Genomic DNA, 21000 nt, shown 5'->3' with positions numbered 1-21000 from the left:
TATATTTAGTGCTTATTTTAACGAGCGGCAACATGTTGTTGCCGTTTGGGATTGTTATGGTTGGGAAATGGACAAAAAAGCGTTTTACCACGATCTGAATCGAGATATGTCAGCATTGCTGGCGGGCGAAACTCAGTTTCTGCCGTTGTTAGGTAACTGTAGCGCGCTGCTGTTTGAACGTCTGCATGACGTCAACTGGGCGGGCTTCTATCTGTTGACCGAAGCGAACACGCTGGTGCTCGGCCCGTTCCAGGGCAAAATCGCCTGCGTACGCATTCCGGTTGGCAAAGGCGTTTGTGGCACCGCCGTGGCGGAAGCCCGCATTCAGCGCGTTGAAGACGTGCACGCGTTCCCCGGACATATCGCCTGCGATGCCGCCAGCAACGCCGAAATTGTGTTGCCGTTAACGGTAAACGGACGTGTTATTGGCGTGCTTGATATCGACAGCACCGCATACAACCGCTTCGACAGTGATGACGAAGCTGGGTTAAAAACCCTGACTGATGGGCTTTGTAACCTGCTGGCTGACAGCGACATCGAAAAAATTCTTTGTCCCTGAAGCAGCTTATATGCTGGATCACGTAGCATTTGCCGATGGTGTCATTATAATGTCGGCTGTTCATGCCTGCGCTGGTTGGCAAACCCGTTGTAATCAGGAAATTTCATGGAAAATCAACCTAAGTTGAATAGTAGTAAAGAAGTTATTGCCTTTCTGGCTGAGCGGTTTCCGCAATGCTTTAGTGCCGAAGGCGAAGCTCGCCCATTAAAAATCGGCATCTTTCAGGATCTTGTTGAGCGCGTTCAGGGAGAAATGAACCTGAGCAAAACGCAACTGCGTTCAGCCCTGCGTCTTTATACCTCCAGCTGGCGTTATCTTTACGGCATCAAAGCTGGCGCAATCCGTGTCGATCTCGACGGTAACGCCTGTGGCGTGCTGGATGAGCAACACGTTGAGCACGCCCGCAAGCAGCTGGAAGAGGCGAAAGCACGTGTGCAGGCGCAGCGCGAACAGCAGCAGGCTAAAAAGCGTGAGGCTGAGGGTGAAGAAGGTGCGGCTCCGCGTCGTCCTCGCAAGCCCGCGCCGCGTAAAGCGGCAGAAGGTGAGCAGGCACGTAAGCCACGGCCTAAAACGCCTCGCTCTGAGTCACCACGAGCTGACGCTGCGCCACGCCAACCACGCGCTAAGCCCGTTACTGACACATCTACCTTGCAACCAGGCCAAAATATCAAAGTCAAAGCAGGCAAAAATGCGATGGACGCCACTATCCTTGAAGTTTCAAAGGATGGCGTTCGGGTGCAGCTCGCTTCCGGCATGGCAATGATTGTGCGCGCAGAACACTTGCAGTTCTGATACGGAGGCTGACCAGGGCATGAACAAACTGTTTAAAATGAGTATCATCGCTGGCCTGCTTGTTGCAGGCCATGCTTTTGCCGCCGATAACATTACCCGCGCGGATCAAATTCCTCAGCTAAAAGAAGAACCACAGCATGCCACGGTAAGTGAGCGCGTGACCTCACGCTTTACCCGTTCTCACTATCGTCAGTTCGATCTTAACGGTGATTTTTCCGCCAAGATTTTTGACCGTTATCTGAACATGCTGGATTACAGCCACAACGTGCTGCTGGCGTCTGATGTCGCCCAATTTGCCGATAAAAAAGCCACTGTGGGCGATGAGTTCCGCAGCGGCAAGCTCAACGTGTTTTACGATCTCTACAATCTGGCGCAGAAGCGCCGTTTTGAGCGCTATCAATATGCGCTGCAGGTGCTGAGCAAGCCGATGAATTTCACCGGCGATGACACCATTGATGTCGATCGCAGCAAGGCGCCGTGGCCAAAAACCACGCCTGAGCTGAATGCGCTGTGGGATGCCAAAGTCAAATATGATGAGTTGAGCCTGAAGCTGACCGGCAAAACTGAGCAGGAAATTCGTGACATCCTGACCAAGCGCTACAACTTTGCCATTCGCCGTCTGGCGCAGAGCAACAGTGAAGATGTGTTCCAGCTGGCGATGAATGCCTTTGCGCATGAGATTGACCCGCACACCAACTACCTGTCGCCGCGCAACACCGAGCAGTTCAATACCGAAATGAGCCTGTCTCTGGAAGGTATCGGTGCGGTGTTACAGATGGACGAAGATTACACGGTGATCAACTCGATGGTCGCGGGCGGCCCGGCTGCGCGCAGCAAAACCATCAGCGTAGGTGACCGCATTGTAGGCGTCGCGCAGCCAGGCAAGCCGATGGAAGATGTCATCGGCTGGCGTCTGGATGACGTGGTTGCCAAAATTAAAGGACCGAAAGGCAGCAAGGTTCGCCTGGAGATCCTGCCTGCCGGTAAAGGCAGCAAAACCCGCATCGTATCGCTGACCCGCGAGAAAATCCGTCTCGAAGATCGCGCGGTGAAGATGTCGGTGCATAACGTCGGTAAAGAGAAAGTCGGCGTGCTGGACATCCCTGGCTTCTACGTTGGCCTGACTGACGACGTTAAAGTGCAGCTGCAGAAACTGCAGAAGCAGAACGTCGACAGCGTGGTGATCGATCTGCGGACCAACGGCGGCGGTGCGTTAACCGAAGCGGTATCGCTGTCAGGGCTGTTTATTCCCAGCGGTCCGGCGGTGCAGGTGCGTGATAATAACGGCCGCGTACGTGAAGACAGTGACACCGACGGCATCGTTTATTACAACGGCCCGTTAGTGGTGCTGGTGGATCGCTTCAGTGCCTCTGCGTCAGAGATCTTTGCTGCGGCCATGCAAGATTATGGCCGCGCGCTGGTGGTGGGTGAGCCGACCTTCGGTAAAGGCACGGTACAGCAGTACCGCTCGCTGAACCGCATCTACGATCAAATGCTGCGTCCGGAATGGCCAGCGCTGGGCTCGGTGCAATACACCATTCAGAAGTTTTATCGTATTAATGGCGGCAGTACGCAGCGTAAAGGCGTTACGCCCGATCTGCTGATGCCAACCGGCGTTGAAGCCTCTGAAACCGGTGAGAAATTCGAAGACAACGCGCTGCCGTGGGATAGCATCAATGCTGCAAGCTACACCAAGTCCGGCGATATTACGCCGCTGGTGCCGCAGTTGACGAAAGAGCATGCCGCCCGTATCGCTAAAGATCGCGAATTTCAGTACATCATTAAAGATATCGCCCGTTTCAACGCGATGAAGGATAAGCGCAACATTGTGTCGCTTAATCTGGCAAAACGCGAAAAAGAGAATCGGGAAGAGGATGCGCTGCGTCTGGAACGTATCAACGCGCGCTATCAGGCTGAAGGCAAGAAACCGCTGGCGAAGCTGGACGATCTGCCGAAAGAGTACAAAGAGCCCGATCCTTATCTTGATGAGACAGTGAATATCGCTAACGATCTGGCGCAGCTGGAAAAAGCGCAACCACAGAAATAGTTCTTGAGCTGCCATGCAGCACGGATGAAAAGGCACCTTTATCGGGTGCCTTTTTTATGTCTGCGTGCCGGAGAGAACCAAGTGTAAAGTTATCTGTTTTCAGGCAATTAAACCTTTTTCATGCTTGAAAAGCGGTGCAATAGCCCTACGATATATGTCCGCGCAACTGCGCTTAGTTAAGTGAGGAAAATAACCTTTATGATGCGTATTGCTTTGTTCCTGGTAACCAACCTGGCTGTGATGTTGGTATTTGGGCTGATCCTCAGCCTGACGGGAATCCAGTCAAGCAGTGTTCAGGGTCTGATGATTATGGCAGGTCTGTTTGGCTTTGGCGGTGCGTTTGTTTCACTGCTGATGTCGAAGTGGATGGCGCTGAGATCCGTTGGCGGTGAAGTTATTGAACAGCCACGAAATGAGACCGAACGCTGGTTGCTGCATACCGTTGCACAGCAGGCTCAGCAGGCAGGCGTCGCTATGCCGCAGGTCGCCATTTATCATGCGCCGGATATCAACGCCTTCGCCACCGGCGCACGCCGCGATGCCTCGCTGGTGGCGGTCTCCACCGGCCTGTTGCAGAACATGAGCCGCGATGAGGCGGAAGCGGTGCTGGCACACGAGATGAGCCACATCGCTAACGGCGACATGGTGACGATGACCCTTATTCAGGGCGTGGTGAACACCTTTGTTATCTTTATCTCGCGTATTCTGGCGCAGCTGGCTTCCGGCTTTCTGTCGGGTAACCGCGATGAAGAGGGCAGCAGCAACGGTAATCCGCTGGTCTATTTCGCGGTGGCAACCGTGCTGGAGCTGGTGTTTGGCATTCTGGCGAGCATGATCACCATGTGGTTCTCGCGTCACCGTGAATTCCATGCCGATGCCGGTTCAGCCAAACTGGTGGGCCGCGAAAAGATGATTGCTGCTTTGCAGCGCCTGAAAACCAGCTATGAGCCGCAGGAAGCGGGTAGCATGATGGCGTTCTGCATCAACGGTAAGTCAAAATCGTTGAGCGAGTTTTTCATGTCGCATCCGCCGCTGGATAAGCGTATCGAAGCACTGCGCAACGGCGACTACCTGAAATAAAGGCTGCACTGCAAAAAAGGCGACTTCGGTCGCCTTTTTTTATGTCCGCTATCCGGCCGCGTCGGGGCGCTGCTGACTCATGCGCGTCAGGCTGATCGCCGCTGCCACGCTGGAAAAGATACCGGCAGCAATCAGCGATGCGTGAGTGCCGCTGTCGCCAAACAGATTAAACATCATGGCGACCAGTGCGGCGCCGGTGGTCTGACCCAGCAGACGCGCCGTGCCGAGCATGCCGCTGGCTCCGCCGCTGCGCTGACGCGGTGCCGAAGAGATAATAGTGTGATTATTGGGGGACTGAAACAGCCCAAAACCTGCGCCGCACAGCATCATGCGCCAGATAATGTCCAGGTCGGAAGGCGAAGTGGGCAGCAACGCGAGCGCAAACAGCCCGCCGGCAAACATCATCAGCCCAATGCCACCGAGCAGCCCGGCGTGATAACGCTCGATCAGCCGACCGGCGATCGGCGCGAAGACCATCGTCGCCAGCGGCCAGGGTGTCAGCAGCAGGCCGGTTGCGACTTCATCGCGACCCAGTACATTTTGCAGATAGAACGGCAGCGACACCATCGCCAACATTTGTGCGGTAAACGAGCAGACCGAGGTGCCTATCGACAGGGAAAAAATCGGCAGGCGCAGCAGATCGACCGGCAGCAAAGGAAATTCCATACTGAGCTGGCGACGAATAAACAGCGTGCCGATGATCATCAGCGCTAACAGTTGAACCACAATGAGCCAAAGCGGGCTGCCCTGCGCCATGCCGCTCAGCGCCGAGAGCAGCAGCCCAAAAGTCAACGCATTCATTACCGCGCTGGGAATATCGAAACGCTGACCTTTGGCTTTTTGCAGGTTGTCCGGCAAAAAGCGTAGCGCCAGCCAGAAGGCGATAAAGCCCACCGGCACATTGATAAAAAACAGCCATTTCCACGATGCAACCGACAAAATCGCCGCGGCAACCGTAGGGCCAGCCGCGGTAGAAACCGCCACGATCAGCGAGTTGATCGCCATGCCGCGTCCCAGCTGGCGCTGCGGATAAATGATGCGGATCAGGGCGGTATTGACGCTCATCAGCGCCGCGCCGCCAAAACCCTGCAGCACGCGTGCAAATGTCAGCATGCTGAGTGAATCAGACAGCGCGCAGAACAGCGAGGTAAAGGTAAACATGACCAGGCCCGCCTGATAGATGCGCCGGTAGCCCAGAATATCGCCAAGAAAAGAGAGCGACAGCAGTGAGACGATGATCGCCAGCTGATAAGCGTTCACGATCCAGATCGATGCTGCGGGGCTGGCGTGTAAATCACGGGCAATGGTCGGCAGCGCAACGTTAGCGATTGCACCGTCCAGCACGGCCATGGTCAGGCCGAGCGCGATCGCCGCAATGGCACCGTAGCGACGTGGCAGCGGCAGTCCATCAGAAACAGAAGAAGGCGTCATGATGTTAAAAGGTAAGCGGAGTGAATATCATCATGCTAATGATTATTGACACTAAATGCATCGTTTGCCTGCAATTAATCATCAGCAAATATGTCTGCTTGGTTGCAACGCGATTGCGGTTGCCGAGTGAGGCGCCACGATCCTTGCCCGATGCAATGATCCGCAGTTTGCCATAACGGTTAGGCCGTGAGGAATGTGCTGCCAAACCGCAATCAGCTGATGTCTGACAGCATTAATGCAAGGATGAGAGCCTTACCAGTGGCCTATGTTGCGGCTGCCGGACTGCGCTGAGCCACCGCCGATATGGTTGCCGCCACCTAATCCATGCGCGCTGTTCGAATTCGCCGCGTTATTGCTGCCGTTGCCGGTTCCGTGTTCTGAGCGACCGCCTGTAGAGTCACGCCCACCATTTGCCGTATGGGGAGTCACGCCCGCGAAATAAGAGACAGTCTGAGGAACGGCAACCTGAACAGAGGGTGCCAGGGTGGACGCTGCAACCGTCTGGATTACACCGTTCACCGTGACGCTAACCGGCGTTGAAGGTGTCAGCGTAGAGGCGGCAACATTGATAGTTACCGGGGCTTTAGCGGCAGTCAGGGTAGAGGCTGAGATGATATTTGCAGGCGTTCCCGTCGGATCGTTTTTGGTCCAGGCGACGGTGTTAACGTCGTTTTTAGCATCAATGTATGATTGGCCATAACCGCTTGCAGGTTGGTTGGCTGTCTGATTAACGCCATTTTTAGCATCAATATAGGATTGGCCATAGCCACTCACAGGCTGGCTGGCAGTCTGGTTAACGCCATTTTTAGCGTCTGTATATGCCTGCCCGAAGGATTGGCCCTGATCATCTGCAGCCTGAGCTGCACTCATAGTAAATGAAGAAGAAGCAGCCATTACCAGTACAGCAATTATTGAAATTTTCATCTGTGTCGTTCCCATCAAAGTGTAGAATAGTGGTTTATTCTCTCTGCGAACAAAGTTGACATAAATTGACATTCCATTTTTTGCGCTACGACAAGGAAAGGTGACTTCGGTCACGTTTTCCCGATGGGATCCGCTATGCCGCTAATCGATCCAGCAGGGTGTAGCGGATCACGCGTTCAGGTCACAGGCAAAGGAGGAAGCGCGCAATCGGCGTAATGGCGCCCTGACAGTGCGATAGCAGCAGAAAAGAAGCTTATTTAGTGATGAGAAAGGTTAAGTAGGATGAATACCCCCTGGCTGAGGGTTTTGTGCGTTAATGACAGCGTACCTGCGCTAAAACAGCGGCAAATATGTCTGCTTTGTTGCAACGCGATTGCGGTTGTCAGGGCTGTCACTTTATACTGAAAAACCTGTTCCAGTTTTTATGAAACAACCCTGAGGGTTAATGCCATGTCTGCCGCTGATAACGATAAACAACCCGACGCCGTTTCGTCTGTGATGAAGGTGTTCGGCATTTTGCAGGCGCTCGGTGAAGAGCGCGAAAATGGCATTACCGAGCTGTCGCAACGGGTGATGATGTCGAAAAGCACCGTCTACCGCTTTCTGCAAACCATGAAAACTCTCGGCTATGTCAGCCAGGAGGGCGAATCCGAGAAGTATGCGCTGACGCTGAAGCTGTTTGAACTGGGTGCCAAAGCACTGCAAAACGTCGATCTGATTCGCAGCGCGGATATTCAGATGCGCGAAATTTCTCGGCTCACCAAAGAAACGATTCACCTTGGTGCGCTGGAAGAAGACAGTATTGTCTATATCCACAAAATCGATTCGCTCTACAACCTGCGCATGTACTCGCGTATTGGCCGCCGCAATCCGCTGCACACCACCGCGATTGGTAAGGTGCTGCTCGCCTGGCGCGATCGCAGTGAAGTTGCCGATTTACTCAAGGATGTGGAGTTTCGGGCGAGCACTGAACACACCATTCTCAGCGTGGACGCCTTGCTGAAGGTGCTGGATCAGGTCAAAGCGCAGGGCTTTGGCGAAGATAATGAAGAGCAGGAGATCGGCTTACGCTGCATCGCCGTGCCGGTTTTCGATCGTTTTGGCGTAGTGATTGCCGGATTAAGCATCTCGTTCCCGACCATCCGCTTCTCGGAAGAGCGTAAAGTTGAGTACGTCGAGATGCTGCATCGCGCAGGTCGTACGCTCTCTTCACAGATGGGCTATCACGATTATCCGTTTTAACCCTCGCTAAAATCGGCTTAATTATCGATGACCTGCGTGCTTTTTTTCAGCAGTGGGCAATCGGTAACGCCGATAATGCCGCTTTCGCTATGCAGATACTGCGCGGTGACCAGGCCACGGGCCGTAAGGTAATCGCAGCGCAATCCCATGCCTGCGGCATTTTTGGTGCTTCCCGCTAATACGCCGTAGCCGGTTAACAACATCGCTAACCAGATAATCAGCACTAATCCGGTCATTCGCGTGATCGTTTTCATCTTCTCTCCCTGTGGCTTGTCGCCTGCGCTGTAATGGTTTCAGTTGCAGCATGCGGCAAAAGCGCAGCGGCGTCGATCGGATCTGGCTGAAAACCGCCTTGCTGCTGGCAGCAGACCAGCGGAACCCTTATTATCTTGCCCTGAATAAATGCATAATAAGATGTTGAGGCAGCTATGAACGAGTTGAATACAAGCGGTTTACTGTTGCCCGTCGCGGTCCTGATTGGCACGGCGATCGGACTGGTGCTGTGGTTTTTTGTCAACCGCGCCAGCGTGCGGGCCAATGAACAAATCCGTCTGCTGCAAAACCTGCTCGACGAGCAAAAAAAGCAGAATGCCCTGCTGAAAAAATGGTTGCAGCCGGAGCCGGAGATCAAGCCGCAGGAAGAGATCGAACGCGACTTTATCCGGGTTATTCCTGAACGCTAAGCACAAGGCAGAACAGCATGGTATGGAAAAATCCCTGGTATGACGCCACCAAAGCGCATCATACCCCACAGGGTTTTCGTAATCCGGAGGCGGACACGCGCCAGCAGGGCGATCTGCAGCGCTGGCGCAAAGAACGTAAAGCCAGCGGATTGCCTTTTCCCCCTGCCGGTGGTTATGACGCCTTCCGGCAGCAATGGTATCAGCCTGCGCATTTGCAGGGCGATGACGATGCGGTCTGGTTTCTCGGCCATGCCTGTATCATGCTGCGTTTGCAGCAGCAGGTGGTTCTGATCGATCCTGCGCTGTCGCCACGCGCTTCACCGCTGCGTTTTTACGGACCAAAACGGCACACTCCGGCACCGTTAGCGATCGCGCAGCTGCCGCGGCTGGACTATGTGCTGATCTCTCATAATCATTACGATCATCTTGATGCGCCCACAATCCGACAGATTCTTAAGCGCTTTCCGGACGTGCGCTTTGTTGTGCCATTGGGATTAAAACCCTGGTTTACGCGACAGGGCGCCCGGCACGTTGTCCAGCTTGACTGGTGGCAGCAGGCGACATTCGGCGATATTCAGGTGCATGCTGTGCCCGCGCGCCACTGGAGCATGCGAACCTTAAAGGATCGTAATCGTTCTTTATGGTGCGGATGGACGGTTCACAGCCAGACGCTGCGCTTCTGGTTCAGCGGCGACAGCGGTTATTCAGACAATCTGCTGGAGATTCCACGCCGACTGGGACCCTTTAATCTGGCTGCGTTGCCCATCGGTGCCTGGGCTCCGGAATGGTTTATGCAGAGCCAGCATATGAATCCGACGCAGGCCGTGGCATTACACCGTGCTGCTGGCTGTCCGCTGACCATTCCGATTCACTGGGGTGTGTTTGAGCTGGCAGATGAGTCGCTGGATGCGCCACCGGCGATTTTGTCGCAGGCGATGCAGGCGGCACAGTTGGATGAGCGCCTGTTCAGTGCATGGCGTATTGGTGAAAGCAGGGCGCTAAATTTTATTTAGTAAGATTTATCTTAAATGGCAGGTAAAGCTGATATAGAACAACACGCATTCAGCAGAAATAAATAAGTGTCGTAAATAAATCTTTGCTAGCAATCCTTGCGCTGCATTTAATTGGGGCAGCGCGATTATTTTTTTCATGATTTTGGTGCAAAAAATGTTTTTCCGCTGCGCTTTTATAATTAGTCCTAAACTAATTGGCGGCTTCATTCAGGCCTAAATAATTAATTCAGTAAAGCATTACCGAAATAGTCATGTCATATTGCTGTCATCTTTACTGGCATCGCTCAGGCGACCGAATGGCACGGTACAGAGGCCAAAAACGGCGATCGGGCTATGCACAAGTGCAGTGGCAGTAGTCACAATTACGGCAGTTCAACAACACATTTCGCTTCGCTTAAGCATATTTATGCATTTCGCTGCGGCTGTTCATAAAATATGTGCGTCCAGTCGCTCAGCGTTTAAAAAACCCTTGCCATTAATTATCGAATATGTGATAACAATTTCCGGATAAAACGAGGTACAGCTCTGTTTATGTGTGGCATCTTGAGTAAAGAAGTTCTGAGTAAAAACGTTTTCGTTGAATACCGCTTCCTTGCCGAGCCTTAATTAGTGCCTCATGCAGTAATGTCTCTGGTTTCTCTGTAAGTCAGCCCTCGGGCTATATAAACACTCTAAGGAATTTGCAAAATGGCAAAGATTAAAGGTCAGGTTAAGTGGTTCAACGAGTCTAAAGGCTTTGGCTTTATTACTCCTGCAGACGGCAGCAAAGACGTGTTCGTACACTTCTCTGCTATTCAGGGTAATGGCTTCAAAACTCTGGCTGAAGGCCAGAACGTTGAATTCGAAATCCAGGATGGTCAGAAAGGTCCAGCTGCAGTTAACGTCACTGCTATCTGATTAGCCGCCTGATGCGGTGCTAAGCACCTCTGATTCGGTACAGTAAAGCCCCGGCATTTTGCCGGGGCTTTTCTTTGGTTTCGAGCCGCCTGATTAACAGGTAAACTGCGCCTCTTTTGCGTAACCGGAGCGAACCATGATCTGGAATTGTCCCCTCTGCCAGCAGCCACTGACCCCTGCCAATAACGGCCTGCGTTGTGCCAGTCAGCACCATTTTGACCGGGCAAAAGAGGGTTACATCAATCTGTTGCCCGTGCAGCACAAGCGTTCCAAACAGCCGGGCGACAGCGCGGAAATGATACAGGCGCGCCGCGACTTTCTTGATGCCGGTTTTTACCAGCCGCTGCAACAGGCGGTAACGACGCTGTTAAGCAATAACCTGCCGCAGCAGAAGTTGACCATTCTGGATATTGGCTGTGGTGAAGGCTATTACACGGCAGCGATCGCCAAACGCTTTGCCGACCGCGAGCAGCGTGAGGTTATCGGGCTGGATGTGGCTAAAGTGGCTATTCGCGCGGCGGCAAAACGCTATGCCGACGTCGCCTTTTGTGTGGCATCAAGCCACCGTCTGCCTTTTGCCGACGCCAGTCTGGATGCGGTGGTGCGCATTTATGCGCCCTGCAAGGCGAGTGAGCTGACGCGCGTGCTAAAGCCGGGCGGCATCATGCTCACCGTCACGCCGGGACCGCGTCATCTGATTCAGTTCAAATCGCTGATCTATTCTGAGGTGCAGCTGCACGCCGCCGAAGCGGAACTGCTGCCGGGAATGACGCTGCAACAGGAATCACAGCTGGCATATGCGATGAGAATGGATGGCAAAAGTGCGACGACGTTACTACAGATGACGCCATTTGCCTGGCGGGCAAAACCGGCGGTGTGGGAACATCTGGCGGAGCAGGACGAATTCAGCTGTGAGACCGATTTCATGCTGCGGCTCTGGCGCCGGGATTAAACCAGCGCGGCGTAGAGCAGATGGCTGCCAATGGCAATCAGCACCACGCCGCCGAGGATCTCGGCACGGTTACCAAGCAGCGGGCCGATGACGCGGCCAAGGGTCATGCCGAGCGTCGACATAATAAAGGTTGCCGTGCCGATACAGAGCGCGGTTTGCACAATATTCACCTGCATAAAGGCCAGGCTGACGCCAACCGCCATCGCATCAATGCTGGTGGCAATGGCGGTCATTACCAGTAGCCAGAAGCCATGACGCAGCACCGGTTCACAGTCGCAATCGTGGCCGCGTACGCCCTCCATGATCATCCTGCCACCCAAAATTAACAGCAATGTAAAGGCGATCCAGTGATCCCAGCGCATGACATACTGAGTGGCAAACTGACCAATGCTCCAGCCAATTAACGGCGTAATCGCTTCTACCACGCCAAAAATCAGGCCGGTACGCAGCGCATCGGAAAAACGGGGGTTACGCAGCGCAGCGCCCTTACAGAGCGAAGCGGCGAAGGCATCCATGGACATGCCGAAGGCAAGAAAGAGTGTGGCGGTGATATTCATCGAAGTCATGACCTCGGCCGGGAATCCAAATAACACACAAGCCTTCCCAACCTGACCGGCCCATGTGTCTTTGGTCTCGCCAACCTGACAGGTCGCACCAACCACGTTCTGCGGAACGAGTATGTTGACTGGTGCGCTTCTGAAAATACAGAAGCCGGCTACTCCCCAACGACGGCGGCTACATTAACACAACGTGATTTAGCGGCAAATAAAAATATTGCCTTTGAGACTATTCAAAAATAGCCGCAATAAAGGTGGGTAAATAGTAATCATTATTTTGTTGGGGTTATTAAATAGTAAAAGAAATAACAAGCTGATGCTAAATAAATAAGCAGAGGGATAGAAGTATAACCTCTGCTATATTTTTAAGTGGCTAATTTTTAACGATTGTATGATAAATTTTCTCCAGATCGTCTAATTCACAGACGTGAATCAGTAACTGCTTCTGCTCAAGCTGCATCACCAGCACGCCATCTTCGGATAAATTCATCGCTTGCACACGCGGCCAGCGTATCCAGATATTGCTGAAAAAAAAGCCATCCTCTTTTAATAATAATTTGGGCCGCCGAATCCAGAAAAGATAAACCGCCATAAAAATTAACGTTAGCAGCAGCGTGGTGGTCAGCGGCTGGCCCTGGCGGGAGATATTGTTCCATACCAGAATGACCAGCAGGCCGATGAAAATCAGACTGTCGAGGCGTGCGCGACGGCGTAGTGGCACCCGCAGGCGAGTGGGACCATAGCGGCGCGGCATAATCAATTCATCATAAATGGCGTAGCCCAGCAGCAGGACAATCAGCGCCAGAATAAGGCTATCGGTTAATGTCATAACGGCTCTTCAGACAGGCGAAAAAACCGGAAGCCGTATGGCGTCCGGTGAGAAGGTTACAGGCCCAGCACGCCAGCCCAGAAGCCAACGATACCGATGACGAAGAAGCCCATGATGATCCACAGCGCATTCACTTTTCTGCGCAACAGCCACATGCAGGCGAAGGTCAGCAACAACGGAATCAGGCCGGGCATCAATTGATCAAGAATGGTTTGCACGGTAGTGACCGTGGTTTTCCCGGTTTGATCGGTAATGCGCGACACCACCAGCGGAATGTTTACATGGGTCCATTTATTGACCAGCGCCCCCATGACAAACAGGCCAAGAATGGATGCGCCCTCCGTCAGCTTCTGCAGGAAGCCGCCGCCCATGTCGTTGACGATGTCGATGCCTTTGCGGTAGCCGTATGCCACGCCGTAATAACGGGTAGCGAGGCGCACCAGGTTAAACAGGACGAAAAACAGCAGGGGACCGAGCAGGCTGCCGCTCATGGCAATACCGGCTCCCAGCGCGGCAAACACCGGGCGCACGGTGCCCCAGAAGATCGGATCGCCCACCCCCGCCAGTGGGCCCATCAGGCCAACCTTGATGCCGTTGATCGCCGCATCGTCGATGGGTGCGCCGTTAGCCCGCTGCTCTTCCATCGCCATGGTGACGCCGAGCACCGGTGCAGCAACATAAGGATGCGTGTTAAAAAACTCAAGATGGCGCTTGATCGCCTGCTTACGCGCATCGTTGTTTTCCGGATAAAGGCGACGGATCACCGGCACCATCGAAAAACAGAAGCCCAGCGCCTGCATACGTTCAAAGTTCCACGAACCCTGGAACAGGTTAGAGCGCATAAATACGCCGCGGATATCGCCAGGCGTTAACTTTTTAGCTGTAGTGGTTGTATCGACCATGAGTGCACCTGTTCCTTAATCGAGTTCGTTATCAAGATCGTTTGCCGGGCCAGCGGTTGGCGCGCCTGCAACGCGGTTATATTTAGGACTGAGCTGGATATAGAGCACGGCCATCACCACGCCAATGACGCCCAGCGCCACCAGATTGAAATTGGTAAAAGCAGCGGTAACAAAGCCCAGATAGAAGAACGGCATTAAATAGCCCGCGCGCATCATGTTGATCACCATGGCGTAACCCACTACCACGATCATTCCGCCCGCGATGTTCAAACCGTTGGTCACCACTTCCGGAATCGAGCTAAGCAGGGTGTGCACGGCGTCGGTACCTACCGATACCGCAACAATCACTGCTGGCACTGCGATGCGCATCGCCTGCAAAACCAGCGCAGACACATGGATCCAGGAAATAGCGGTGAGGTTGCCGTTATCGGCGGCTTTATCCGCCGCATGCTGGAAAGCAACGGTAATGGTACGCACGATAATGGTCAGTACCTGGCCTGCAGCGGCCAGCGGAATGGCCAGCGCAATACCGGCACCCACGCTCTGCCCGCCGGCAATCACCAGAATGGTGGAGATGATCGAGGCGAGGGCGGCATCGGGTGCCACCGCGGCGCCGATGTTCATCCAGCCCAATGCAATCATCTCCAGCGTACCGCCGATGATGATGCCCGTTTTTACATCACCCAACACAAAGCCGATCAACGTGCAGGCTACCAGTGGCCGGTGAAACTGAAACTCATCCAGAATGGAACCCATGCCCGCAATACACGCAACGATAAATATCAACACGATTTGTAGCGTGGTGATCTCCATAACGTCTCTCCTGTGGTAAATCGATTCGGTAGTAAAAAGGTGCTAAACCGCACGCGGTCAGGCACTGACTTTGGCAATCAAATCCATCATCTTTAACTGCTGGTCGCTGGACACTTTCCGCACTTCCAGCTCAATGCCGCGCGCATGCAGCTTGCGAAACGCCTCGATATCTTTCTGATCCACAGAAACCGCGTTGTTGACCTGCGTTTTCCCCTGACGGAACGCCATACCGCCGATATTAACGCTTTTAATTTCCACGCCCTGGGCAACCAGCCGCTCAACGTCGGTGGGATTGGTAAACAGCAGCATCACCCGATCCTGCGCATATTTGTCGTTGTTCCAGACGCGCACCATCTTATCCACGCCCACTACGTGTGCCGTCACGCCGGGCGGCGCAACCTGAGTGAGCAGCGTTTTGCGCACGTGGTCGGCGGCAACTTCATCGCTGACCACGATAATGCGGTTTACGTTGGTCTCTTTGGTCCAGCGGGTGGCGACCTGGCCATGAATCAGACGATCGTCTATACGTGCCAGGCCAATTTTCATGTGGCCACCGCTGCCCTGCGGCGCAGTTGCTGGTGGGGGCGTTTTGCTGGCCGTGGCGGCAGGCTTTTGCTCCGGTTCCGGCAGCTTCAGCGCTTTAACGCCTTCACGACCGGTTTCCACGGCGATAGCCACCAGTGCGTTGAATGCCGGGTTATCGTCACGCGCCATCAGGGTTTCCACCAGCATGGGAATATTCACCCCGGCGACCACTTCATAATTCTCGCGATCGACCACCAGGCGGCTGGCCGCATTAAATGGACTGCCGCCCCAGGTATCCACCAGGAACAGCACGCCCTCCTGACAGTCAAGCGCAGCAAGGCGCGCCTGATATTTCTCCATCAGGGTTTCCGCATTTTCGCCGGGCACGAAATCGATCCAGCCGACGTTATCCTGCTCCCCTAATAACATTTCAGCGGTCTTCAGCAGCTGCTCCGCTGCCCAACCGTGAGTGCCGATCATAATAGCAATAGCCACTTGCTACCTCCGTTGAGGGATTGATGCATGGTCACGCTGCCACCGCTGAGTGAAGCGGCAGGCGCGTGACAGAAATGACACGGTGTTCTGTAAATTTATGTCTGTGAAGAGCCTAAAACCGCGAATTATTTTAGAGAGTGAAAAAAATTATTATGTGACCTGTGCCGCCTATTTGGCGCTGAAATAGGCCGTCAAGAGCGAAAACATGGCTAAACCTTGATCGCCATCGTAACTATTGTAAATGTAAGAAAATATTTTGACGGTAAGATTGCAACTGATAGAGTAATCCTCTGTTTATTACTCAGGAGTAACGGGCCTCAGCCCCTCGCATGGACTGTCACCGACGTCATTTCACTGCTTCAACCTGCTTTTCAGCAGCGCTTATTTCCCACGTTTTCACCTCACGCTTATTCACGGCACCGCCACATTCATGGCCATGGTGCGCTAACCGCTATTTGAGTCACAGGAGCCTGTAATGGAATTTCTTCTCGATCCCTCAATATGGGCCGGGCTACTCACGCTGGTGGTACTGGAAATCGTGCTCGGCATCGACAACCTGGTGTTTATCGCCATTCTTGCTGACAAGCTGCCGCCTAAGCAGCGCGATAAAGCGCGACTGATCGGCCTGTCGCTGGCACTGATCATGCGCCTCGGCCTGCTGTCGTTGATCTCGTGGATTGTGACGCTGACGCGTCCGCTGTTTGAAGTCGGGCAGTTTGCCTTCTCAGGACGCGATTTAATTCTGTTGGCGGGTGGACTCTTCCTGTTGTTCAAGGCCACGATGGAGCTGCATGAACGGCTGGAAAACCGCGATCACGACAGCGGCGGCAATAAGGGCTACGCCAGTTTCTGGGCAGTAGTGATGCAGATTGTGGTGCTGGATGCGGTCTTCTCACTGGATGCGGTGATCACCGCGGTGGGCATGGTAAACAACCTGCCGGTGATGATGACGGCGGTGATTATCGCCATGGGCGTGATGCTGCTGGCGTCGAAGCCGTTAACCAACTTCGTTAACAAGCATCCTACCGTTGTGGTGCTGTGTCTGAGCTTCCTGCTGATGATTGGCCTCAGCCTGGTGGCCGAAGGCTTTGGTTTCCACATCCCGAAAGGGTATCTCTATGCGGCAATCGGCTTCTCGATTCTGATCGAGCTGTTCAATCAGATTGCGCGTCATAACTTTATGCGTCATCAGGCGCGCCGTCCGATGCGTGAGCGGACCGCAGAGGCGATTCAACGCCTGATGGGCGGGCGTCGCAGCGCGCAGCAAAGCAGCAGCGAGGGTGAAACGCTGAACACGGTGATGCCGCAGGAAACCTTCAAGGATGAAGAGCGTTTTATGATCAACGGCGTACTGACGCTGGCATCACGCTCTATCCGCAGCATCATGACGCCGCGTGGCGAAATTTCGTGGGTGGATGTCAATCGCCCGCTGGATGACGTGCGTCGACAGCTACTCGATACGCCGCACAGCCTGTTTCCAGTCTGTCGTGGTGAGCTGGATGAGATTGTGGGCATTGTGCGCGCCAAAGAGCTGCTGGTGGCACTTGAGCGCGGCGTTGACGTGGCCAGCTTTGCTGCCACTAATCCGGCGATTGTGGTGCCGGAAACGCTGGATCCCATTAACCTGCTGAGCGTGCTACGTCGTGCCAAAGGCAGCTTCGTGATTGTCACCAACGAATTTGGCGTGGTGCAGGGACTGATTACGCCGCTGGACGTGCTGGAGGCGATTGCCGGTGAGTTCCCGGATGAAGATGAAACCCCGGATATCGTGGCGGACGCCGATGGCTGGTTAGTTAAAGGCGGTACCGATCTGCATTCACTGCAGCAGCTGTTTGATATTCACGATCTGGTCAGGCCGGAAGATGACCACGCTTCGCTGGCGGGTCTGCTGATTGCACAAAAAGGCCAGCTGCCAGTGCCGGGCGAAGTGATCGATCTGCCGCCGCTGCACTTTCTGGTGCTGGAAGCGACCGATTACCGCATCGATCTGGTGCGGGTCACGCGCGATCGCCATGAGCATGATGAATCTGAAGCGGAATAACCGCAGAGGGTCACGACAAAACGGCGCCTCAGGGCGCCGTTTTTTTATGCTTCGATACGCGCCAGATGACGATCCATCCACGCCGGAAAGTCACCCAGCGGCATCGGGCGGGCATAGAAATAACCCTGCAGGCGATCAACGCCACGCTCACGCAGGTAATTTGCTTGCTCCTCGGTTTCCACGCCTTCCGCCACCAGGCTAATGTTCAGCCGCTGTGCCAGCGAAATCACCATATCAGTCACCGTGGCGTTTATCGCATCGGTGCCGATGGCGGCGGTAAACATCTTATCGATTTTTAGCACATCCGGCTGCAGCGTTTTCAGGTAGGAGAGCGAGCTGTGGCCGGTGCCGAAATCATCAATTGCCAGCTGGACGCCCACTTTGTGTAAATGGGAAATTACTCGCTGATCGACCACTGGCAATGCGTCGCGTTCGGTGAGTTCCACCACCAGCTGCGGACCAGGATTGGCGGGCCACCACAGGCTTTGTAAGTCGTCAAGAATCGCCCGATCGCGAAAATGGCTGGCCGCCACGTTGATCGCCACATGAAAAGATTTGCAGCGCGGCATCACCGGCAAGTGCGCCACCATTTCAGTGATGACAAAGCGCGTGAGCGGCGCAATCAGGTTTTGGCGCTCAGCCAGCGGAATAAAGACGTCAGGCGGGATCCAGCCCTGACGGGCGTTATGCCAGCGCAGCAGCAGTTCAATGCCGTCGCAGTTGCCGCTGCTGGCGTTGATAATCGGCTGGCAGTACACCATAAATTCTTTTGCCGTTAGGCCGTAGCTGATCTGCCACGCCATGCTCATGCGGTTGGCGGTGGCCAGCCAGACGATATAGCTGGTCAGCATGCTGAGCAGCAGCGCCAGTGGCAGTTGCGACGGCAGCGTCATCAGCGCCAGACGCGCCGGGGGGGGACCAAACAGCGTAATGGAAAAGGGATAGCGCAGCGACGACTCTTCATAGCTCACTTCATCCGCCGAAGGCAGTGCCTCTTCAATCAGCGGATTGCCATATTCCAGGCTTTTACCGCCCACGTTAAACACCGTTCGTTCAACCCACGGCAGCGTCGGCTCAAGCAGATAATTGCTCATCAGCTCGATGTTAATTACCTGAATCAAGCCAGAGTGGTTATCCAGCGTTTTTGGCGTCCACAGCATCAACACCGGTGAGCCTTTCAGCAGGTAGTTATCGGTGGTTAGCAGCATGCGTTGACTGGAGATAGCCAGCTCAGGATAGGCTTCGCTAAAAGAGATAGCGCGCTCGCCGTAAATGCTGGAGCAGTAGATATTACCGTGATCGACCAACAAAATAGCGCGCACGGTTTGCAGTGCAGCCAGGTTCTCAATTAACGGAAAACGCACTTCGCCGCAGCGTAATCCTACCAGCGCCTGCGTATTATTCGCTGACACATCGAGGGGAGAAAACATACGATCAAAACGCGCTATCGTGTGATTGGCAAAGTCGCGCGACTGCTGCTCGATACGGCTTTTTTCTTCAAAAAAACGAAAGCTAAGCGTAAGAAGCAGCACCAGTAAGGCGACCATTGCAGCAATGAACAAGCGCTTACGGCGGAACTCTCCAACGATCTGCTGGGACATCTGCATCAGCTACCATCCTAAAAATGCACAATTAATCCTCGACGTTCTGTTATCGGCATGACAGTCGCTGAGTTTAGCTGGACAGATTAAAAGTGTGGCCGTTTGCCCAAGGGACAAACGGTTGTGCAATGAAGATATTATTGTGGCGTGGAATGGACAGGGCAACCAGAAACGAATGCGGTTATGTGGTGGCTGGCGCAATAAAAATAAGTGACATTGTCACTTAGTCACACTGTACTTTGATCGCCAGACCACCGCGTGAGGTTTCACGGTATTTGGCGTTCATGTCTTTGCCGGTCTCATACATCGTCTCGATCACCTTATCGAGAGACACACGCGGCGCGCTGGTGCGGCGCAGTGCCATACGCGCTGAGTTGATCGCTTTAACGGCGGCAATCGCGTTACGTTCGATGCACGGCACCTGAACCTGACCAGCCACCGGATCGCAGGTCAGCCCGAGGTTATGTTCCATGCCGATTTCAGCGGCGACGCACACCTGCTCCGGGCTACCGCCCATCAGTTCAGCGAGTCCGGCGGCGGCCATTGAACAAGCCACGCCCACTTCGCCCTGACAACCCACTTCCGCGCCAGAAATAGAGGCGTTCATTTTGTAGAGCGTGCCAATGGCACCAGAGGCGAGGAAGTAACGGATAAAAATGGCCGGCGTGACGCTCTCAATAAAGTGATCGTAATAGGCCAGCACCGCAGGAATAATGCCGCAGGCGCCGTTGGTCGGCGCGGTAACCACGCGGCCACCCGCGGCGTTCTCTTCGTTGACCGCCAGGGCAAACATGTTGATCCAGTCAATAACGTTCATGGGATCGCTGGAGTTTTTACTGGCCGATCCCAACATGCGGCGCAGGGCGGCAGCGCGGCGCGGCACACGCAATGGTCCGGGCAGCACGCCTTCGGTATTTAACCCGCGTTCGATGCAGGCCTGCATGGTTTGCCAGACGTTGCTGAAGTAATCGGTGATCTCCTGCTGACTATGCAGCGCCAGTTCATTTTTCATCACCAGGCCAGAAAGCGACAGGCCGGTTTGATGACAATGCGCCAGCAGCGCTTTGGCTGAGTCAAACGGCCAGGGCACATTGACCTCATCCAGCGTTGACTGACCAAAATGCGCCTCATCAACGATGAAGCCGCCGCCAATCGAGTAATAGACCTTGCTTGATACCAGCAGATCGCCGGCAAAGGCGTTAATGCGCATGCCGTTCTCGTGCAGCGACAGATTATCGCTGCGAAACACCATGCCGCCTTCGCGTGGGAAATCGACTTCATGTTGGCCATTCGCCAGCGGCAGACGCTGCTGCTGTTCAACCTGGCTGATAAATGCCGGAATCGCATCGATATCCACCGTGTCAGGCATGGCGCCGGAAAGGCCCATAATAATGGCAATGTCGGTATGGTGACCTTTGCCGGTCAGCGACAGCGAGCCATAAACGTCTACCGACAGGCGCGTAATGTCGTGCAGTCGCCCCGATTGCAGGAGTTCATCGACAAACAGTTTTCCCGCTTTCATAGGGCCAACCGTATGCGAACTTGATGGGCCGATGCCCACTTTAAACATGTCAAAAACGCTAATCACGTCATGAACTCCTGGGGTGAATGTTATGT

Annotated in this window: 20 protein-coding genes, 1 pseudogene and 1 riboswitch; of the genes and pseudogenes, 11 read left to right on the top strand and 10 right to left on the bottom strand. The window is 54.1% G+C overall.

The annotated features are described in order from the left end of the window. Positions 1 to 67 precede the first annotated feature (67 nt). The 4 genes from ACJY2L_RS02035 (at position 68) to htpX (ending at position 4478) form a co-directional block, all read left to right on the top strand. Entirely contained in the window at positions 68 to 559 is a 492-nt protein-coding gene (locus ACJY2L_RS02035; protein ID WP_067431261.1) for a GAF domain-containing protein, read from the top strand. 105 nt (positions 560 to 664) lie between these two features. After that, complete coding sequence (gene proQ / locus ACJY2L_RS02030) at positions 665 to 1351, top strand: RNA chaperone ProQ (RefSeq protein ID WP_067431258.1); 687 nt, start codon at positions 665 to 667, stop codon at positions 1349 to 1351. A 19-nt stretch (positions 1352 to 1370) separates the two neighbouring features. After that, positions 1371 to 3398, top strand: coding sequence for a carboxy terminal-processing peptidase (gene prc / locus ACJY2L_RS02025; protein WP_439212194.1), 2028 nt, complete (start codon positions 1371 to 1373; stop codon positions 3396 to 3398). Positions 3399 to 3596: 198 nt separating this feature from the next. After that, a complete protein-coding gene (gene htpX / locus ACJY2L_RS02020) occupies positions 3597 to 4478 on the top strand; it encodes a protease HtpX (RefSeq protein ID WP_067431253.1) in 882 nt (293 codons plus the stop codon). A gap of 48 nt (positions 4479 to 4526) precedes the next feature. Here the strand turns inward: htpX and ACJY2L_RS02015 are convergent, their stop codons facing one another. Together ACJY2L_RS02015 and ACJY2L_RS02010 are read right to left on the bottom strand one after the other, a co-directional pair. Continuing rightward, the gene (locus tag ACJY2L_RS02015) at positions 4527 to 5909 is read right to left on the bottom strand and encodes an MFS transporter (RefSeq protein ID WP_187487754.1); all 1383 of its coding nucleotides are present in this window, start codon (positions 5907 to 5909) and stop codon (positions 4527 to 4529) included. A 252-nt stretch (positions 5910 to 6161) separates the two neighbouring features. Further along, a complete protein-coding gene (locus ACJY2L_RS02010; RefSeq protein WP_439212193.1) occupies positions 6162 to 6947 on the bottom strand; it encodes a hypothetical protein in 786 nt (261 codons plus the stop codon). Between the two features lie 336 nt (positions 6948 to 7283). Here ACJY2L_RS02010 and kdgR point away from each other — a divergent pair, with 336 nt between their 5' ends. Further along, complete coding sequence (gene kdgR / locus ACJY2L_RS02005; RefSeq protein WP_187486061.1) at positions 7284 to 8075, top strand: DNA-binding transcriptional regulator KdgR; 792 nt, start codon at positions 7284 to 7286, stop codon at positions 8073 to 8075. Between the two features lie 17 nt (positions 8076 to 8092). Here kdgR and ACJY2L_RS02000 read toward each other — a convergent pair whose 3' ends face one another. Next, positions 8093 to 8329: a YobH family protein gene (locus tag ACJY2L_RS02000; protein ID WP_439212192.1), complete on the bottom strand. Its 237-nt coding sequence runs from the start codon at positions 8327 to 8329 to the stop codon at positions 8093 to 8095. A gap of 174 nt (positions 8330 to 8503) precedes the next feature. On the opposite strand from ACJY2L_RS02000, the gene ACJY2L_RS01995 reads away from it, so the two are divergent. The 5 genes and pseudogenes from ACJY2L_RS01995 (at position 8504) to rlmA (ending at position 11620) form a co-directional block, all read left to right on the top strand. After that, positions 8504 to 8758, top strand: coding sequence for a YebO family protein (locus tag ACJY2L_RS01995; RefSeq protein ID WP_067431237.1), 255 nt, complete (start codon positions 8504 to 8506; stop codon positions 8756 to 8758). A 17-nt stretch (positions 8759 to 8775) separates the two neighbouring features. Continuing rightward, a complete protein-coding gene (locus ACJY2L_RS01990) occupies positions 8776 to 9771 on the top strand; it encodes an MBL fold metallo-hydrolase (protein WP_439212191.1) in 996 nt (331 codons plus the stop codon). 531 nt (positions 9772 to 10302) lie between these two features. Further along, a pseudogene (locus ACJY2L_RS01985) lies at positions 10303 to 10472 on the top strand (DUF2627 domain-containing protein). Next, positions 10459 to 10668, top strand: coding sequence for a transcription antiterminator/RNA stability regulator CspE (cspE, locus tag ACJY2L_RS01980; protein ID WP_001062678.1), 210 nt, complete (start codon positions 10459 to 10461; stop codon positions 10666 to 10668). Before ACJY2L_RS01985 ends, cspE begins: the two are co-directional and overlap by 14 nt. 136 nt (positions 10669 to 10804) lie before the next feature. Next, positions 10805 to 11620: a 23S rRNA (guanine(745)-N(1))-methyltransferase gene (rlmA, locus tag ACJY2L_RS01975; RefSeq protein ID WP_439212190.1), complete on the top strand. Its 816-nt coding sequence runs from the start codon at positions 10805 to 10807 to the stop codon at positions 11618 to 11620. Here rlmA and mntP read toward each other — a convergent pair. From mntP to manX, 5 genes are all read right to left on the bottom strand, one after another. Then, the gene (gene mntP / locus ACJY2L_RS01970) at positions 11617 to 12177 is read right to left on the bottom strand and encodes a manganese efflux pump MntP (protein ID WP_067435358.1); all 561 of its coding nucleotides are present in this window, start codon (positions 12175 to 12177) and stop codon (positions 11617 to 11619) included. The two genes, rlmA and mntP, sit on opposite strands and share 4 nt — an antisense overlap. A 7-nt stretch (positions 12178 to 12184) precedes the next feature. Further along, a riboswitch (yybP-ykoY riboswitch) is annotated at positions 12185 to 12356 on the bottom strand. Between the two features lie 194 nt (positions 12357 to 12550). Beyond that, the gene (locus ACJY2L_RS01965) at positions 12551 to 13006 is read right to left on the bottom strand and encodes a DUF986 family protein (protein WP_067431228.1); all 456 of its coding nucleotides are present in this window, start codon (positions 13004 to 13006) and stop codon (positions 12551 to 12553) included. Between the two features lie 56 nt (positions 13007 to 13062). After that, positions 13063 to 13908 carry a PTS mannose transporter subunit IID gene (locus tag ACJY2L_RS01960; protein WP_067431225.1) on the bottom strand — a complete coding sequence of 282 codons (846 nt, stop codon included), beginning with the start codon at positions 13906 to 13908 and terminating at the stop codon, positions 13063 to 13065. Between the two features lie 15 nt (positions 13909 to 13923). After that, the gene (locus tag ACJY2L_RS01955; RefSeq protein WP_067431222.1) at positions 13924 to 14721 is read right to left on the bottom strand and encodes a PTS mannose/fructose/sorbose transporter subunit IIC; all 798 of its coding nucleotides are present in this window, start codon (positions 14719 to 14721) and stop codon (positions 13924 to 13926) included. A gap of 57 nt (positions 14722 to 14778) precedes the next feature. After that, positions 14779 to 15741 carry a PTS mannose transporter subunit IIAB gene (gene manX, locus ACJY2L_RS01950; protein ID WP_067431219.1) on the bottom strand — a complete coding sequence of 321 codons (963 nt, stop codon included), beginning with the start codon at positions 15739 to 15741 and terminating at the stop codon, positions 14779 to 14781. A 475-nt stretch (positions 15742 to 16216) separates the two neighbouring features. On the opposite strand from manX, the gene ACJY2L_RS01945 reads away from it, so the two are divergent. Then, the gene (locus ACJY2L_RS01945; RefSeq protein ID WP_439212189.1) at positions 16217 to 17782 is read left to right on the top strand and encodes a TerC family protein; all 1566 of its coding nucleotides are present in this window, start codon (positions 16217 to 16219) and stop codon (positions 17780 to 17782) included. A 44-nt stretch (positions 17783 to 17826) separates the two neighbouring features. Here ACJY2L_RS01945 and ACJY2L_RS01940 read toward each other — a convergent pair whose 3' ends face one another. Both ACJY2L_RS01940 and ACJY2L_RS01935 read right to left on the bottom strand, forming a co-directional pair. Next, a complete protein-coding gene (locus ACJY2L_RS01940; RefSeq protein ID WP_439212188.1) occupies positions 17827 to 19389 on the bottom strand; it encodes an EAL domain-containing protein in 1563 nt (520 codons plus the stop codon). Positions 19390 to 19606: 217 nt separating this feature from the next. Then, positions 19607 to 20971, bottom strand: a complete 1365-nt coding sequence (locus ACJY2L_RS01935) for an L-serine ammonia-lyase (protein ID WP_067431210.1) — start codon at positions 20969 to 20971, stop codon at positions 19607 to 19609. Positions 20972 to 21000 lie beyond the last annotated feature (29 nt).

Source organism: Duffyella sp. Ts4 (assembly GCF_051851875.1).
In the GTDB taxonomy this organism is placed as follows: domain Bacteria; phylum Pseudomonadota; class Gammaproteobacteria; order Enterobacterales; family Enterobacteriaceae; genus Duffyella; species Duffyella gerundensis.
This window is presented reverse-complemented; position numbering and strand designations above follow the sequence as displayed.

Excerpts from the sequence above, each read along its gene's own strand:
- prc (WP_439212194.1), top strand. The coding sequence starts at position 1,371 with ATGAACAAACTGTTTAAAATGAGTATCATCGCTGGCCTGCTTGTTGCA.
- rlmA (WP_439212190.1), top strand. The coding sequence starts at position 10,805 with ATGATCTGGAATTGTCCCCTCTGCCAGCAGCCACTGACCCCTGCCAAT.
- ACJY2L_RS01965 (WP_067431228.1), bottom strand. The coding sequence starts at position 13,006 with ATGACATTAACCGATAGCCTTATTCTGGCGCTGATTGTCCTGCTGCTG.
- ACJY2L_RS02035 (WP_067431261.1), top strand. The coding sequence starts at position 68 with ATGGACAAAAAAGCGTTTTACCACGATCTGAATCGAGATATGTCAGCA.
- ACJY2L_RS01940 (WP_439212188.1), bottom strand. The coding sequence starts at position 19,389 with ATGCAGATGTCCCAGCAGATCGTTGGAGAGTTCCGCCGTAAGCGCTTG.
- kdgR (WP_187486061.1), top strand. The coding sequence starts at position 7,284 with ATGTCTGCCGCTGATAACGATAAACAACCCGACGCCGTTTCGTCTGTG.
- ACJY2L_RS01995 (WP_067431237.1), top strand. The coding sequence starts at position 8,504 with ATGAACGAGTTGAATACAAGCGGTTTACTGTTGCCCGTCGCGGTCCTG.
- proQ (WP_067431258.1), top strand. The coding sequence starts at position 665 with ATGGAAAATCAACCTAAGTTGAATAGTAGTAAAGAAGTTATTGCCTTT.
- htpX (WP_067431253.1), top strand. The coding sequence starts at position 3,597 with ATGATGCGTATTGCTTTGTTCCTGGTAACCAACCTGGCTGTGATGTTG.
- cspE (WP_001062678.1), top strand. The coding sequence starts at position 10,459 with ATGGCAAAGATTAAAGGTCAGGTTAAGTGGTTCAACGAGTCTAAAGGC.
- ACJY2L_RS01945 (WP_439212189.1), top strand. The coding sequence starts at position 16,217 with ATGGAATTTCTTCTCGATCCCTCAATATGGGCCGGGCTACTCACGCTG.
- ACJY2L_RS02015 (WP_187487754.1), bottom strand. The coding sequence starts at position 5,909 with ATGACGCCTTCTTCTGTTTCTGATGGACTGCCGCTGCCACGTCGCTAC.
- mntP (WP_067435358.1), bottom strand. The coding sequence starts at position 12,177 with ATGAATATCACCGCCACACTCTTTCTTGCCTTCGGCATGTCCATGGAT.
- ACJY2L_RS01990 (WP_439212191.1), top strand. The coding sequence starts at position 8,776 with ATGGTATGGAAAAATCCCTGGTATGACGCCACCAAAGCGCATCATACC.
- ACJY2L_RS01955 (WP_067431222.1), bottom strand. The coding sequence starts at position 14,721 with ATGGAGATCACCACGCTACAAATCGTGTTGATATTTATCGTTGCGTGT.
- ACJY2L_RS01960 (WP_067431225.1), bottom strand. The coding sequence starts at position 13,908 with ATGGTCGATACAACCACTACAGCTAAAAAGTTAACGCCTGGCGATATC.
- ACJY2L_RS02000 (WP_439212192.1), bottom strand. The coding sequence starts at position 8,329 with ATGAAAACGATCACGCGAATGACCGGATTAGTGCTGATTATCTGGTTA.